Annotated in this window: 14 protein-coding genes; 2 read left to right on the forward strand and 12 right to left on the reverse strand. The window is 59.6% G+C overall.

From position 1 onward, the window contains the following. Nucleotides 1-319: 319 nt before the first annotated feature. The 6 genes from AB4N85_RS12665 to galE form a co-directional block, all read right to left on the reverse strand. On the reverse strand, nt 320-2398 hold the full coding sequence (locus tag AB4N85_RS12665; RefSeq protein WP_460068249.1) for a YjbH domain-containing protein: 2079 nt from the start codon (nt 2396-2398) through the stop codon (nt 320-322). Beyond that, entirely contained in the window at nt 2395-3156 is a 762-nt protein-coding gene (locus AB4N85_RS12670; RefSeq protein ID WP_095182396.1) for a capsule biosynthesis GfcC family protein, read from the reverse strand. Before AB4N85_RS12670 ends, AB4N85_RS12665 begins: the two co-directional genes overlap by 4 nt. Further along, a complete protein-coding gene (locus AB4N85_RS12675) occupies nt 3153-3818 on the reverse strand; it encodes a YjbF family lipoprotein (protein WP_024013610.1) in 666 nt (221 codons plus the stop codon). Before AB4N85_RS12675 ends, AB4N85_RS12670 begins: the two co-directional genes overlap by 4 nt. A gap of 12 nt (nt 3819-3830) precedes the next feature. After that, nucleotides 3831-4946 carry a polysaccharide biosynthesis/export family protein gene (locus AB4N85_RS12680; protein WP_460068252.1) on the reverse strand — a complete coding sequence of 372 codons (1116 nt, stop codon included), beginning with the start codon at nt 4944-4946 and terminating at the stop codon, nt 3831-3833. 91 nt (nt 4947-5037) lie between these two features. Continuing rightward, complete coding sequence (locus AB4N85_RS12685) at nt 5038-5274, reverse strand: hypothetical protein (protein WP_016775457.1); 237 nt, start codon at nt 5272-5274, stop codon at nt 5038-5040. 230 nt (nt 5275-5504) lie between these two features. Next, entirely contained in the window at nt 5505-6521 is a 1017-nt protein-coding gene (galE, locus tag AB4N85_RS12690; RefSeq protein WP_252876644.1) for a UDP-glucose 4-epimerase GalE, read from the reverse strand. Nucleotides 6522-6908: 387 nt separating this feature from the next. Between galE and galU the strand changes: the two genes are divergently transcribed. Beyond that, nucleotides 6909-7742 carry a UTP--glucose-1-phosphate uridylyltransferase GalU gene (galU, locus tag AB4N85_RS12695; RefSeq protein ID WP_024013613.1) on the forward strand — a complete coding sequence of 278 codons (834 nt, stop codon included), beginning with the start codon at nt 6909-6911 and terminating at the stop codon, nt 7740-7742. 32 nt (nt 7743-7774) lie between these two features. Next, a complete protein-coding gene (locus tag AB4N85_RS12700; protein WP_016770593.1) occupies nt 7775-8188 on the forward strand; it encodes a mannose-1-phosphate guanylyltransferase in 414 nt (137 codons plus the stop codon). A 178-nt stretch (nt 8189-8366) separates the two neighbouring features. Here AB4N85_RS12700 and AB4N85_RS12705 read toward each other — a convergent pair whose 3' ends face one another. From AB4N85_RS12705 to AB4N85_RS12730, 6 genes are all read right to left on the reverse strand, one after another. Next, entirely contained in the window at nt 8367-9497 is a 1131-nt protein-coding gene (locus tag AB4N85_RS12705) for an SGNH/GDSL hydrolase family protein (RefSeq protein WP_252867997.1), read from the reverse strand. A gap of 110 nt (nt 9498-9607) precedes the next feature. Further along, entirely contained in the window at nt 9608-10654 is a 1047-nt protein-coding gene (locus AB4N85_RS12710) for an acyltransferase family protein (protein WP_252867998.1), read from the reverse strand. A gap of 12 nt (nt 10655-10666) precedes the next feature. Next, entirely contained in the window at nt 10667-11770 is a 1104-nt protein-coding gene (locus AB4N85_RS12715) for a hypothetical protein (protein ID WP_252867999.1), read from the reverse strand. Next, the gene (locus AB4N85_RS12720) at nt 11761-12993 is read right to left on the reverse strand and encodes an MATE family efflux transporter (RefSeq protein WP_353188495.1); all 1233 of its coding nucleotides are present in this window, start codon (nt 12991-12993) and stop codon (nt 11761-11763) included. Before AB4N85_RS12720 ends, AB4N85_RS12715 begins: the two co-directional genes overlap by 10 nt. Then, on the reverse strand, nt 12990-14102 hold the full coding sequence (locus tag AB4N85_RS12725; protein ID WP_041477306.1) for a polysaccharide pyruvyl transferase family protein: 1113 nt from the start codon (nt 14100-14102) through the stop codon (nt 12990-12992). Before AB4N85_RS12725 ends, AB4N85_RS12720 begins: the two co-directional genes overlap by 4 nt. A gap of 15 nt (nt 14103-14117) precedes the next feature. After that, nucleotides 14118-15200 carry a glycosyltransferase gene (locus AB4N85_RS12730; RefSeq protein ID WP_252868001.1) on the reverse strand — a complete coding sequence of 361 codons (1083 nt, stop codon included), beginning with the start codon at nt 15198-15200 and terminating at the stop codon, nt 14118-14120. Nucleotides 15201-15210: the final 10 nt, after the last annotated feature.

Below are 15210 nucleotides of genomic sequence, written 5' to 3' on the forward strand. Positions count from 1 at the left end.
CAGCGCTGCAGATCACAAGGGGACGAAAGTCCCCTTTTTTGTGGGCGGGATTTTGGTAACCAGTATCGACTACCGGCACAAACCTTGTAGGAGTGAGCCTGCTCGCGATGGCGGTGGGTCAGTCAATGACGATGTCGGCTGACACGAAGCTATCGCGAGCAGGCTCGCTCCCACAGGGATTCGGGTGATGACCTGGATGTGTGGCGTGACGCCGATCAACTGTGGGAGCGAGCCTGCTCGCGAAAGCGGTGTGTCAGGCACTGGAGATATTGGATGTGCCGGACCATTCGCGAGCAGGCTCGCTCCCACAGACCAGCGCTTACTCGGTAATCTTCTCGAAGTTGCGATAGAACATGTCCCCTTCCCGGCTATCCGTCATCGAGTGCAGTTGATAGCTGCGGCTCAGTCTGGCGCCGCCATCTCGGGTCAGTGGTGCCCAGACCAGGTTGGCGCGGCGCATGGTCGACATGCTCATCATTTCGTCGAATGGGATCGACAGGTACAGGCCCTTGTCGAAACTACCTTCGCCATATTCCGCGCTGCTGGCCGTGGTGATGGTCGCCCAGGCTCCAACGCGCACGCCGTTAAAAAACTCGCGCGAGATGTCCACGGTGGTGCCCCAGTCTCCGGCCAGATAGCGACCAACACTGACCGCCGCCAGCGTGTCGAACGGCAGGTCGGTATAGCCGGTGATATGCCCGGTCACTACCGAGTAATCGCGCAAGGCAAAGCCCTGATCGAAATCACGCTGGCGCACCCAGTTCAGGTCCGCGCCCAGCGACCAGCGTTCGCCGGTCGGGCGGAACAACACTTCCGCGCCGACGCCGGCAAACATCGATTCCAGATAGCCGCCGTACACCATGCCGTACAGATCCTTGTCCAACTGCTCGGCATGGCTGAGCTGGAACAACGGCATGGTCGTGTTTGACGTGGTCAGGTACTGGCGCAAATCCGTGCGCACGCGGGGCAATCCGCTCGGCGCGTCGTAGACGAATTTGTCGAAGTTGTTGACCAGATTGGCGCTGAGCAAACCGCTCCACCAGGTGTTGCGGTTGAAGCGATATTCAGCGTCCGCATCCGCACTGAATTGATAGAGCAAACCGTCCGGGCCACCGACGTTCTGCTTGAAGCCCAGACCCACGCCATAGCTGAAATGCTGCGGCGCTTCGGTGTAGAGGGTCTTCTCGTTGCGCGGCATCGCCGGGTTGATTTCGGTGGTGCGATGCAGCGACTCCAACGGTTCTTCATTGTTGATCACTTCGCGGAAGGTCTGGCGCGGCAGGCTGGTTTCTTCCAGCGGCAGGTCGTAGCGCTTGTTGACCACGGTGAACCAGTCGATGTCGTCGTTGACGCTGTTGTCGAGAATCCGGCTCGCGCGGCCAACGGCTTTGGACGAATGGAAATACCGCTGCTGCTCGCCGTAGACGATCAGTTCGGAATCGCGCTGGCTGATGCGCTCGACCTTGTACCCGGCGTTCTGCTGCAAACGCCGCGACACATCGGCCCAGTTGACCTGTTCCATCGAGGTCGTCGGCGCCTTCGCCGGCAGCGGTTCGGGGGTCGGATCGTAGGTCTTGGCCGGCGCCTTGCGGCTGACGAAATTGGTGTGAAAGGTCACGCCGAACATCGCCGTATTGCCCCGTTCCCAGGCAGCGCTCAGATCGATCGAATCGGTCACCTTGAACACCGCGCCAAGGTTGATCGGCGAGTCCTGTTTGATCTCGTTGTCCTTCGGCTCGTTCTTGTAGTCGTTGCCTTCGAATTCCAGCTTCAGGCTCAGCCGATCCCACGGCGTCTGGTAGCTCACGCCACCGAACAGAGAAGGCTTGCCACGAAAGTACGAGCCGGAGTTGACGTCGCCGGTGCCTTCCAGCGCCGGGCGCGTATCGAAGCGATTGCTGACGTAGCCCAGCGGGTTGTCGAAGTCGCCGCGATTACCGATGTAGCCCCAGGCGATGCCGGCGCTGAAGTCGAAATTGTCGAAGCGCTTGTTGGCGACGAAGAATTCGCTGGAGAACAAACCGGTACCACCGATATCTCGGAAGCCCAGCGCCACTTCCGGCGCCCAGTGGCTTTCCTGCCACAGGCGCACCTTGGCGTCGACCGCCTTGTCCTTATAGCTTTGACTGCCGCTGAGGGCCTCCGAGCCGTACGGCCGGTTGGTGATCGCGGTGTAGCGGAACGAACCTTCGAGCCAGTCCAGCGGTTGCAACGACACGCTGTAGCGGCTGTACGGGTCGGTGCGGTTGGCATTGACGCTCAGCTCGCCGGCCGGGGCCATGCGCGCCGTCGGCGTCTGCAACAGACCGGCGCCACCGAAGTCATTCTGGGTGATGCGCGGCTCGGCGTGAGCCAGACCGCAGGGCAATAACAACACAGCTGCAAAACGTAACTTCAACGAACCACCTCGGCCAGCTGCGTGGCAATGAATTCGGCCAACTGCTGATTCAATTCAGGAAGAGGCGGATCTAGATCATCATTTTTTATCGGCACCAGAATCCTGCTGCCGGCCACCGGAAACTGCCCGGACTCGCGATTCCAGTGCGCGATGCCGACGCGCCGCGAGACGCCGTTGGGCTGGATCAACCACAGGTAATCGGCCTCGGCATCGTCGAGAATCGAGCAGCCTTCGAGATATTCGCGGGCCTCCTGCAATGGCTGGTACGGCAGGTGACATGGCTCGGTGACCGCGCCCAACACCTGCACTTCATCAACCCGTTTCGGATAGATCAGCCGATCGCCGTCATCCAGACGAATGTTGCGCGCGAAGCCGACTTCCACCGCCACCGGATCGAGGTCAGCGATCTGCCGTCCGGTCACTGGCATTTGTCGGACTTCTTCAGCAACGCGCTGTGCCAGTGCCGCGCGGCTTGGCCGATCAAACAGCGTCGCCATGCGCTGCAGCACCTCGAGATCGAACAGCACACCAACCTTGAGCCGCGTCTGTTCCTCGACCAGCGACTGGCGCAACAAGCCGCCCGCCAGCCAATAGCCTTCGGCATTGGGCACGGCTTCGCTGATCACATCGAACAGGCGTCCACCCGGCGGCAATGCGATCGGACCGGGATTGGCGACGTCGCCGGACACAGTGACGGCGGCCTGACTCGCCCCTGCGATCAGCAAAAGACCCGCAGCCAAAATGCTTGAGCGCTTCACGGCAGATGCCTGCGATCAGGCGTCAGCTGAACCAGCTTGACGCGCAATTGCGAGGTCAGTTGTTGCTCGCTTTGCAGAATGAAACCGTCGCGCGGGTCGACCCAGTAACGGTTGGTCGCGCTGAGGCCGATGGCCGGCGCGTCGATCTGTTCGTCCACGCGCAGCACCGAGTAAGCCTTGTCGAGAATCTCCAGGGTCTCGGTGGAACGGCGCGAAAAGCGGCTGTTGACGATCACGCCGACTTCCTGGCCCTTGTACAGATCGATCCAGCGCCGTGTGGTGAAACCGTCGGCGACGTGATGCAGACCGTGCTTGAACGGCGAGTCATCGGCCAGCCGCGTGCCATCCAGATCACCTTGCAGGCCGAGGCCGATGCTGCGCACGGCGAGGCCATCGCGCAGCAGCAACACCTGCTTGCCGGAGGCGACCCAGAATTGCAGGTCTTCGCGCTCGCGCACCAGCGCCAGTACACCTGAGCCGGACGGCGTGGTCAGTTTCAGTTGCGGGTAGTTGACCCCGGCGACCTCAGCCGCTGTCACATCAACCTCGTCGGGGCCGACGACGGCGGCTTTGAGGTTGTTCAGCGATGCGCTCATCAACGGGTTACAGCCGCACAGCAACGAGGCCGCCATCAGGCAGACGCCCACTTTCAATAGGTTCACAGTCGGGCGGCCTTATTTGCTGTTGTTGCTGTATTCGCTCCAGTTCTTCGCTGCCGAAGCCCCGGTGCCGACAATCGACGCCGACGGCACCAACTGGCTGATGAAACGGTTCCAGCGAGTGATGTTGGCCGGGCCGACATAGACCACATCCTGCGGCCGCACCTGAAAGTGCGAGGCCAGTGCCATGGCGGTCGGCGATTCGGCTTCGAGCTGATAGATCTTCGCCGGCTCGACGTCGAGGTTTTCCACGCCGCGAATCACGTACACCGCGTTGCCGTTGGAACTGGTCTGACTCAGGCCACCGACCGAACCGAGCACGTCAGAGAGGTTCATGGTCGCGGTCTTGAAGCTCAGCGCGCGCGGCTGGTTGACTTCGCCCATGACGTAGATGCGCTTGTTGTCGTTGTACGGCAGATACAGCTGATCGCCGCCCTTGAGGTAGACGTTCTGCAGTTCGGAATCCTGCTGATTGAGCGTGTCGAGATTGAGTGGATAGACCCGCCCGTTGCGCGTCAGCAGCAGGCCCGACAAGTCGGCGTTATTGGTGTCGATGCCAGCGGAACCGAGGGCTTCGACCACGCTCAACGGATTGGTCGAAATCGCTTGCGGGCCGGCCTTCGTCACGGCGCCGGTGACCACGACTTTCTGACTGGCGAAGCGCAACACCGCGACGTCGACCTGCGGCTCGGCGATGAATGCCGACAGGCGTTGTTCGATGTCCGCACGCAGTTGCTGGATGGTCCGGCCGGCGGCCTGGACTTCCTTGATGAACGGGTAATACAGCGTGCCATCGGAGCGCACCAGTCGGCCGTTGGCATCGATCTGTTGTTGCGCGCCGGAGGGGGCGGTGAGCTCCGGGTGATCCCAGACGGTGATGTACAAGACGTCGTTGTTGCCGATGCGATATTCCGCCGGCGTTACCAGCAGCTCCGCCGGCAGTGACTCACGCTTTTGCGTGGCGCGGTTCATGGCGATCAGCTTCGGGGTGATCGGGATCAGCTCGACCCGACTGCTTTCGCTGGCACCCTGGCGGGTGATATCGCTGGTGCTCAGGTACTGGCCGGGGGAAAACATGCAACCTTGCAAAGCGAGACTTGCCAACATTAAAAGATAAACACTACGAGTCATAATGGCACTACGCTATTCAAGGGCGAATCCAAAAAACAAAGTCACCCGACTTGCGTCGGGCGACTCTGTACTGCACTAACAAATGTTCCTGTTAGTTATGCGTGCCGGTTGTACCGGTGGTACCCGTCGTACCGGTGGTACCGCCGTTGGCACTGCCACCGCTGTTGGACGCCGCTACAGCACTGGCAACCATTGCAGTACTGGCCGCGGGCGCTTGCGAAGCCGCCACACTGCCACCTACATTGGTTACCGCTGTCAACGGCGCTTCAGCGGCGGCAGCCCAGTTGCTCAACATCGTCAACAGGGCAACTGCCATCACTTTTTTCATAACAACTCCTTTCTAACATTCGAACTGTTAAAAAACAGATCTGTGTCAGAGCTGGTAGCTTTCAAGTCCGCAAAGAGCGCGAACAAGATCCGTTGTTCTTTCACAGTCCTGTGCAACTGCTAAAGTCGAACGGCAGGTTTATATCTACGGACTTGCAAAAGGCATTGCCAGTGTAATTTCCCGACGTTATCTAACAACCTGACTGAAACTAACATCGGACTAAATGGCCATCACCCTGAATAACCATTGGGATGATTCGACTGCCAGCGCCAAGTGTCGGCAACCATGTCCTGCAAGTTGCGCGTGGCTTTCCAGCCGAGCTCTTTCGCCGCTTTCGAAGCATCGGCAAAACTCTCGGCGATATCACCGGCGCGGCGCGGCATCATCCGGTACGGCACCGGCCGCCCGCAGGCCTGTTCGAAGGCATGCAGCACTTGCAGCACGCTGTAGCCATCGCCGGTGCCGAGGTTCCAGGTGTGAATGCCGGTGCGCTCGCTGATCGACTGCAACGCTTTCAAATGCCCATCCGCCAGATCGACGACATGGATGTAATCGCGCACGCCGGTGCCATCGGCGGTCGGGTAATCGTTACCGAAGATCGACAGTTCGCGCAGACTGCCGACCGCGACCTGGCTGATATACGGCACCAGGTTGTTCGGGATGCCGTTGGGGTCTTCGCCCATGTGCCCGCTGGCGTGGGCGCCGATCGGATTGAAATAGCGCAGCAGCGCGATACTCCAGCGCGGCTCGGCGAGGCTCAGGTCGCGCAGCACGTTCTCGACGATCAGCTTGGACTGGCCGTAGGGATTGGTCGGATTGCCCGTCGGAAAATCCTCGCGAATCGGCATTTCCTCGGGCTCGCCGTACACCGTCGCCGAGGAACTGAACACCAGCCGGAACACCCCCGCCGCTGCCATCGCCTGACACAGGGTGATGCTGCCGCCGACGTTGGTTTCGTAGTATTCGAGCGGTTTACGCACACTTTCGCCCACGGCTTTCAGCCCGGCGAAATGCAGCACGGCGTCGATCTGATGCTCGCGGAAAATACGATCCAGCAACGCGCGATCGCAGACGTCGCCGCGAATCATCCATGCACTTTTGCCGCAAATGGCCTCAACGGCGTGAAGTGCTGCGTCGCTGCTGTTACAAAGATTATCCAGAACGACAACTTCATAACCTGCTTCAAGCAATGCAAGTGTGGTATGCGAGCCGATATAGCCGGCACCACCCGTTACCAGAATCTTCATAGCGCGGTCCGTTATTGAATAAATACCCGGTAGCGTGTCAAGCCATGCCTGGTGGAGATGCGGAGCAATTCACACAAACAGGGCGACAACAACCTCAAACAAATTTAGTTCAACCACTGGCAATAATTATTTTTGCCGGTCAAACTGTTTGACGGGTACTTATTAGCACTCCCTGGACACTTATCACTATCGACAGATACCGACTAAAAATAACTAACAACCAAGTAGTCGACATCTCATAACATTAGCGCTTTTTAACAGCGCAACTAATTGCCAGCAACAACCTGACTCGGGTATTAAAGTAAGCCTTCAATAATCATTGAAACTTGCCGCCACTTTCTGGTGCGCAACCGTCGCCTGTGTTCCATGACTGTCCAGGATACTTTTATGATTCGTAAATGTTTGTTCCCCGCTGCCGGCTACGGCACGCGTTTCTTGCCGGCGACCAAAGCCATGCCGAAAGAGATGCTGCCGATCGTCAACAAGCCGTTGATCGAATACGCCGTTGAAGAAGCACGGGACGCCGGCCTGCAACACATGGCCATCGTCACCGGCCGGGGCAAGCGCGCGCTGGAAGACCACTTCGACATCAGCTACGAACTCGAGCACCAGATTCGTGGCACCGAGAAAGAGAAATTCCTCGCCGGCACCCGCGAGCTGATCGACACCTGCACCTTCTCCTACACCCGTCAGGTGGAAATGAAAGGCCTGGGCCACGCCATTCTCAGCGGCCGCCCATTGATCGGCGACGAGCCGTTTGCCGTGGTGCTGGCCGACGACCTGTGCCTGAACCTCGAAGGCGACGGCGTGCTGTCGCAGATGATCCAGCTGTACAAGAAGTTTCGCTGCTCGATCGTCGCCATTCAGGAAGTCCCGGCCGACCAGACTCACAAGTACGGCGTGATTGCCGGTGAGCTGATTTCCGAGGGCATCTACCGGGTCAACAACATGGTGGAAAAACCGGCGCCGCAGGACGCGCCGTCGAACCTGGCGATCATCGGGCGCTACATCCTCACCCCGGACATCTTCGACCTGATTGCCGACACTGAACCGGGCAAGGGCGGCGAAATCCAGATCACCGACGCACTGATGAAACAGGCGCAGAACGGCTGCGTGCTGGCCTACAAATTCAAAGGCCTGCGCTTCGATTGCGGCGATGCCGAGGGTTACTTGCAGGCGACCAATTTCTGCTACGACAACGTGTACCTCAAGGGCCGCTGAGACGGCTTTTCTCTCCCCACAGGCAGGCAACCATGAACATTGCACAACATTCGACAGAGATTGAACGTGAGGTGGGCAACCTCGGGGTGATGAGCTGGTTGTCGCGCCATCAACCGCTGCCCAGCGCCAACGAAACCTGGCTGGGCACGATTCTGCTGGTGGAGCGGATCGGCGTGTTTCCTGCGTCCGGCGATATTCGCCGGCCGCTGCGTGATCCCTATCCGCTACTCGCGCATCTGAAGGCGTTGTATGGCGAACAGGCGCTGGAAATGGATGACCGCGATGGCCTGAAAGTGATCTTCAGCGACTGGCGCTTTCGCGTGCGCATCTGCTGCAACGACCCGGCGATCATCATTAATGTTGAAACCCGTTGTGATGCGCGGTTGATGCCGCGCAAGCTTGACGAACTGCTGGGGCTCATCGACGCCTTCAAGCACGACGCCTGATCACCCGGGCGTCACGCCGATCCATTGTGGGAGCGAGCCTGCTCCCGAAAGCGCCAGCACAGTCAGCATTGATCGTTCCCACGCTCCGCGTGGGAATGCATCCGGTGACGCTCTGCGTCACGCTGCGGAGGGACGCGGAGCGTCCCGGGCGGCATTCCCACGCGGAGCGTGGGAACGATCATGGTGGCGAGTCGTCGCAACCGGTACTCGTACCAGTTATCCAGACATAAAAATAATCGGCAATCACCTTCCCGCCCGTGGCCGGCAACGGATGAATCCTGTCCGGGCCGATCATCGCGCTGGCGTAGCGTTTGACGTCGGGGCCGAATGCGCATTGCAGGTTGGCGAAACCGAGCTGCTGCTCACGCGCCCACGGCTCGAGCACCTGCGCATAGGCCGACAACGGGTAAGCGCTGGAGCGCGTAGTGTCCTGACGCATGATCAGGTTGATGCTCGCCGCTGGCTGGATCTCGCGCAGCATGCTCACCAGGCCCTGAACGTTCTGCAGGTACTGCGCAGGTTTGACGCCGAAGCCCTGATCGTTGCCGCCGAGCATGATCAGGTACACGTCGGCCGGAATCTTCGACACCACAGCTTTCCATTGCGTCTGCCACTGCGGATCGGCGTGATAGAAATCCGCCGATGCCGCGCCGGAGGCCGCCAGTTTCGACACTCGCACGCCCTGCTGATGGTTACCCAGCCACAGGCCGAACAGTGTCGGCGCGCCCTTCACCACTTCCAGTCTGAATGACCAGTCTGCGGCTGATGGAGCGCCCGCTAGCGCGACTTCCTGAACACCTGAGCCTGCGAGTTTCAACGGTTGCCAGTCTTGGGCGGGCGACCAGCGATAGCGCAACTCATCGGACTCGCCATTGCCCAGATACAACAGTTTCGCCTGAGTGACCGTGGTATCGATGCGCGGCGAAGGGCTGGCATCGACTTGCAACCAGGCACCCGGCTTGCCGCTGATCGTGCGACTGTCCGGGCTGGCCTGGCCCAGGTCGGAAACCTTCCAGCCGCCGCCGAAGTATTTGTCGCTGCTGCGGGTGTATTTGAAATGCGTGCCGCCCAGCGCCGCGCCGTGGTTGAAACCGACGTAACCGGGGCCGGCAAAACCCACCTCGGCGGCCACTCGCTGCACCAGTTTGTTCAGGTAGAAATCCTGCCCGGCGGTGTAGCTGTCGCCGATCACCGAAACCGCCAGCACCTTGCCGGCCTTGCCGTCGCGCCACTGCGCAAAGCGCTGGCGGGCATCTTCTATCGTGATGGCCGAGGTGGCGACTGGTTGAGGGGCGTCTACTGGCATCATTGAATATTTTCCTTTGTCCGGGATGGCCCCTTCGCGAGCAGGCTCGCTCCCACAAAAGACCTTGTGCAATTCACACAACCTCTGTGGGAGCGAGCCTGCTCGCGAAGCTTTCAGCTGTTCTGCGTCTGCACCACCGGAGCGACAATCACCGGCGCTTTCTTCTTCGCCGCCCGCTCGCCAAGGAACAGCACCGAGGTGAAATTGAACCGGCTGAACACCATCGCCAACAGCACCGGCCCGAGCAATCCGCAACTCAGACCACCAAGCACCAGCAAACTCTCATCCTTTACGCCCAGGCGCCCGAGGACAAACCGCGAGGTCGCTGCGAACAGCACATGAAAAAGGAAAATCGCATAGGAATACCCGCCGAGCCAGGTCAGCGCTTTCGAGCGCATGTCACTCGACAGCAACGCAATGCAAGACACGCAACCCACCGTCAAACCGATCAGGCTGCGGCGATAGACAATCAGCTCACGATCAATCGCCGCGACGTACAGCAACGTCAGCGAGATCAGCACAAACAATAACGGCCCGATCACTTTGAAACGCTGCTTCAAAACATCGACATTTTCCTGACCGATCATCCCTGCAACAAAAAACGGCAGCAGGTAAATTGCACCGTTGATACCGAACGCATCCAGCGGCAACGGCGGCAGCAGGAACAACACCGCAGCAAACGCAAACAAGCCATTCAGCCGCGTTGCTGAACGCAGCAGGCCACGCCATTCCAGCAAGCCGACGAAGATGAAAATGCTGAACACCGCCTGCAGGAACCAGAAGTGGTTGATCGGTACCCAGAACGACAACAACGCGTCGATCACGCCGACGTCCTTGTTCACCCCCGGACCCACCGCTTGCAGCACCGAGAACGGCACGCCGACGCAGAACAGCGGCACGATCAGCCGCCGCACCTTGCCAGCGAAGAAGGCGGAAAAGTCATTGCCGCGAATCTTGTAGATCGAATAGATGTAGCCGGAGATAAACGTGAACAGCGGCATGCGCACGTACACCATCGAGTCGGCGATGACCCGGAACGGCGAGCCGATGTCGATCTTCAAGCCGCCGCCCAGCGGGCCGATGACGTGATAGAGCACCAGCAGCAGGCACGCCAGGCCGCGCAGGGTTTCGATCTCCAGGGATTTTTTCTTGCTCGACATAGAGCACCTGCCTTAAGTGAGAATTCTTGATTCGATCTGCACCGGTTTGTTCGCGCGCAGCATCAAGCCCAGGCCGACGAACAACACCGGCACGACCATCGAGAAGTGTCGGGCAAAGGAGCCGAAGTCCGGCTCGAACAAGCCTTGCACCAACAGAAACGCCAGCGGAATCGCGATCAGTTCCTTGGGTTTGGTCTGGATCGGCGCGCCCTTGTAGTCGGTCGAAGTGATGACCTTGAACAGCAGCAGCGCGGTCATGATCATCAGCGCAACGAAGATCACCTGCCCCGGCCCGGACAGCAGAATCAGCTCAACCGGGAACGACAGGCGGAAGAAAATGATCATCGAATCCAGTGCCTGGGAGACGAAGTCACTGCCGCTGAGCCACGAGACGATCAGCGACTTCGAGCCTTCCTCGCCCGCCGTGCGCAGCTCGTTGTTGCTCGCGCGGATCGATGACACCGGAAAGCCCAGCGCCAGCTGAATGGCCATGGCCACCGCCAGATAAAACAGAAACAGCATCAGAAAGAAGGTGAAGCGCGAGACGTACTTTTTCATCACGCAGACGCCGACCCACGACAGCGAAAACAGAATCCAGTACGGCCGGATCAGCACGCCGTAAATCACCGCCGAGAGGAAAAAACCGCCGCGATATTTGCGCGTCAATGCGCTGAGCAGAATGCTCAACACCGCCACCGACACGATGATTTCCTTGGTCAGGTTCTCGAGGAAAAACGAGCGCACGATGCCCCACAGGCACAGGGTGCCGAAAATGGTCAACGGCATGCGCCGAAACACCACCACCGGAATTGCGGTGAGGAAGAAATTGCAGAACATGCCGTAGGCCCAGGCATTGGTCAGGTTGATCCCGGTAGGCCGCAGCAGGAACGCCGAACACTCGTAGGAGGAGCGATCCGGCGAGAACGGGTTCCAGAAATTGCAGTTGTCGGCACGCGCATATGACGACCACAACGTCATCGCATCCGGCCCCGGATCACGCGGCACTAGCAACGGCATCGCCACTGACAGAAACAGTCCGGTGAACAGGATCAGAAAGGAAATCGACGAATCGAATGTGCGCCCGCGAAACTCGATGCGCGGCAGTTTCAGGCCCATGACAGCGCAGCCTTCTTCGCGCCGGTGACACGGGTCAACACTGCAATCACACTGAGCTGCACGACGATGGCGAAAACATTGCCCCACGCCGCGCCATAGATCGAATAGTGTTTGATCAGCACATAGCTGACCGGCACCGAAATCAGCAGGCAAAGCGCCGCGCTGGCCAGCGACACCCGGCTGTTTTTCGAAGCAATCAAACCGCCCCAGACGATGTCGCCAATCGCCCGCAAGGCGAAGGAAAAAATCAGCACCGCGAGGAGCGCGTTATCCGGACGCGGCACGCTGGCGGCGACGTAATCGAGCAGCACATTGAAAAACACATAGATCGCCACGGCCACAACGGCGGAGACCGCTAGCGAGCGCATCACCCATTTGTTGACGAACAGTTGCCTGACCGTGAACGCCTGTTGATCGGCCTGGAAACGCTTGGCCAACACCGGAATGCCGACCACCGCCACCACCGCATACGACAACGCCTGCAAAGTGTTGGCCGCCGACCACGCGTACACATATTTACCGAGGCTGGCGTAGGGCTCCAGGTCGATGATCAGAAAGCGCTCGGCGTACTGACTCAGCGCGATCAGACCGGTGCCGAGATAGAACGGCAACCCGGCCTTCCACACCGTCGCGGTGTCCAGCGTCGCTGCTTCGCGGCCCTTGTGCACGTTCACCACGATCAGGTAACCCGCAATGATCACCAGCACGTTGGCGGCGACCCACAGCCACAACACACTGGCGATGCCCGCGACCCAGCCGAGCACCATGCCGCCCACCGCCAACACCGCCCACAGGCCGGTCTTGATGAAGAACAGCAAGGCGCCGGCGGTGGCTTTCTGCGCAGAAAACACGAAGGAATTGATTTCGAACGACAGGTGCTCGGTGAGCAGCACCAGGGTCACGCACAGGATCAGCGTGGCGGTCGCTTCCACCGACTGGAACAGCGAATAGACCAGCACCGTCAGTACCGACAACAACAGCCCGACCGCCAGATACAGCAGCAGAACCTTGTCGACCACCCGCCGCGAGCTGCCGCCGACGCTGATCAAACGGTTGATCTCGGAACTGAAGCCGACGCTGTAGAACTTCGAAGCGATCAGCGAAGCCGCGACCACCACACCGTAAAAACCCAGCGCCTCGTAACCGAGGTAATGGGTGATGGCCAACACCAGCAAGAACTTCGCGCCCAAGGCTCCGCCGCGAAGCAACAGCCGAAATATCATCGAACGACACCCTTGATAATTTCGTCCATGGCCACGGTTTTCGCTTCGATTTCGCGGCAGGTGTCAGTCAGGCGCTTGCCGAAATCCGCCAAGGCATTGGGCGCGTAAACGGTGTTGATGATGGTGTCGACGTCGATGTCGCCGCCGTTGATCACCCAGTCCTCGACGCCCATGTCCTGATAGGCGCCAAAGCCTTTGCGCTCGTAGCTGATGTGGTACGCCGGCACGCCGGAGAGCAGCGATTCGATGGCGCCGTGCAGACGCACCGAGATCACCAGGTCCGGTTGGTATTTGGCGATGGTTGCCTTCAGCGACAGCAGGTCTTCGTTGATGCCCAGCTCACGGTAGAACGCGCCGTCATCGTTGCCGCGCACCGCGCTTTGCACGGCGCAGACCACTTTGCTTTTGTTCTTCAGGCGCTGCAGCAGCAGTTTCAGATTGGCCACGTAAGCGACCTTCTTCTCTTTGCTCCACTCCGGTGGCTTGCGCAGCACCACGCAGACGGTCGCCGGCGAGGCGGCGCAGCGGGTGAATTTCGGTTGCTGAAGAATCTTGCTCGCCAGCGACTGCACGGCCAGATCCGGCGCGCGGTAGACGTTTTCGCAAGCGTCAAAAATCGCCGAGGAACGGTTGTCACGCACGAACACCGCATCGGCGCTGGCGTAGTGTTCGACGATCTTGCTGCTCTCGCCGTGGAATGGGCCGATGCTCTGCGGCAGGTACACCGAAGGCACCTTGCTGAGGATCGCGGTTTCCAATTGCTTGGCATGGCCGAGCTTCAGCTTGATGTGCTCGAAGGCGCTTTTCGAACGCATGTAACCGCCGCCGACACCGACGATCAGATCGGTTTTCTTCAACAGATCGGCGAGCCCGGCGTAGGACTGATTGAGAAACACCGCTTGCTTGACCCGCCCCAGACCCTTGGCCGCCATCACCGGCGCATCGAAACGCGGGTGCGGCAGATAGTTGAACGACTCAGGGTCGGACGCCACGACACTGATCGCGGTGTCGTCACCGAAGTTACGCTGCACCAGAGCAATGGCCAGATCGACGAGCAGACCGTCACCGGAGTTGGACGCACTGTAGCCATGCAAAATCGTTACGTTCATAAGCTTGAGTTCTACTTAATAAGTGGGAGCGTGATACAGGTCGTAGGTCTGGCGGATCATCAACGCGGCGCTGAAACGTTCGCGGACAATGCTCCGGCCTTCGTTGCCGAGGTCGAGCAGTCGCGGCTTCTGGATGATCGTCAAAACGTCGGCCAGCGCCTGGTGATCGCCGGAGGGGAAGACGTAGCCGGACACTTCATTGGTGACCAGTTCCGGCAGTGAAGTGCAGTTGCTGGCGATCACCGGCAGCCCCATGGCCATGCCTTCCAGCGGCACCATGGCAAAGCCTTCCCAGCGACTCGGTACGATCAGCGCATCGGCTTTCTGATACAGCGCCTGCACTTCACTCGGGGTCACCCACGGCAGGTACTCGACCGAATCCATCGGTGGGCACTCGACCGAATCTTCGTTGACCGCACTGCCAACCACGGTGAGTTTCAGGTCGTTGCGGTTGACCTTGGCGTAGGCCTTGAGCAGCACGTCGAAACCTTTCTGGTAATCCAGGCGCCCGACGAACAGCAGATGAATCGGCTCGGCGCCGGCGGTTTTTGGCGCGTCATCCTTGTGATGAATGCCGTTGTAGATGAGCTTCATGCGCTTGCGCTCGATGCCGAAACGCGCGGCTTTATCCAGCTCGTACTGGCTGACGCAAATGATTACGTCGGTGACTTTCTGCAACACCCGCTCGATCCACGCGTAGACCTTCTGCTTGGTCGGCGAGCTTTCCATCAGGAACGAAAACGCATGCGGGCAGTAGACGATTTTCGGCTTGCGCCATGGTCGCAACAGCACACACACCACACGGCCGATCACCCCGGAAAAGGTGCTGTGCAAATGCACGACGTCGGGTTTTTCCTTGAGCAGCACCTGGCTCAGACGCCAGGCGAAACGCAGCAGCGACGGCACGTTGCGGCCACTACGTGGAAAGGTGCGCACCTGCTGCGGGGCGATGCCGTGCAGCTCCTTGGCCTGATCCTCGGGCACCAGATAGACCAGTTGATAATTCGCTGCGTCGTCTTCTGGGGATGTCGAGATCGTGCGGATCACCGTCGCCACGCCACCTTTGATCGTCTCTGCCACGTGCAGTATTTTTTTCACAACTCACCCA

This window comes from Pseudomonas sp. H1_G08 (genome assembly GCF_054681355.1).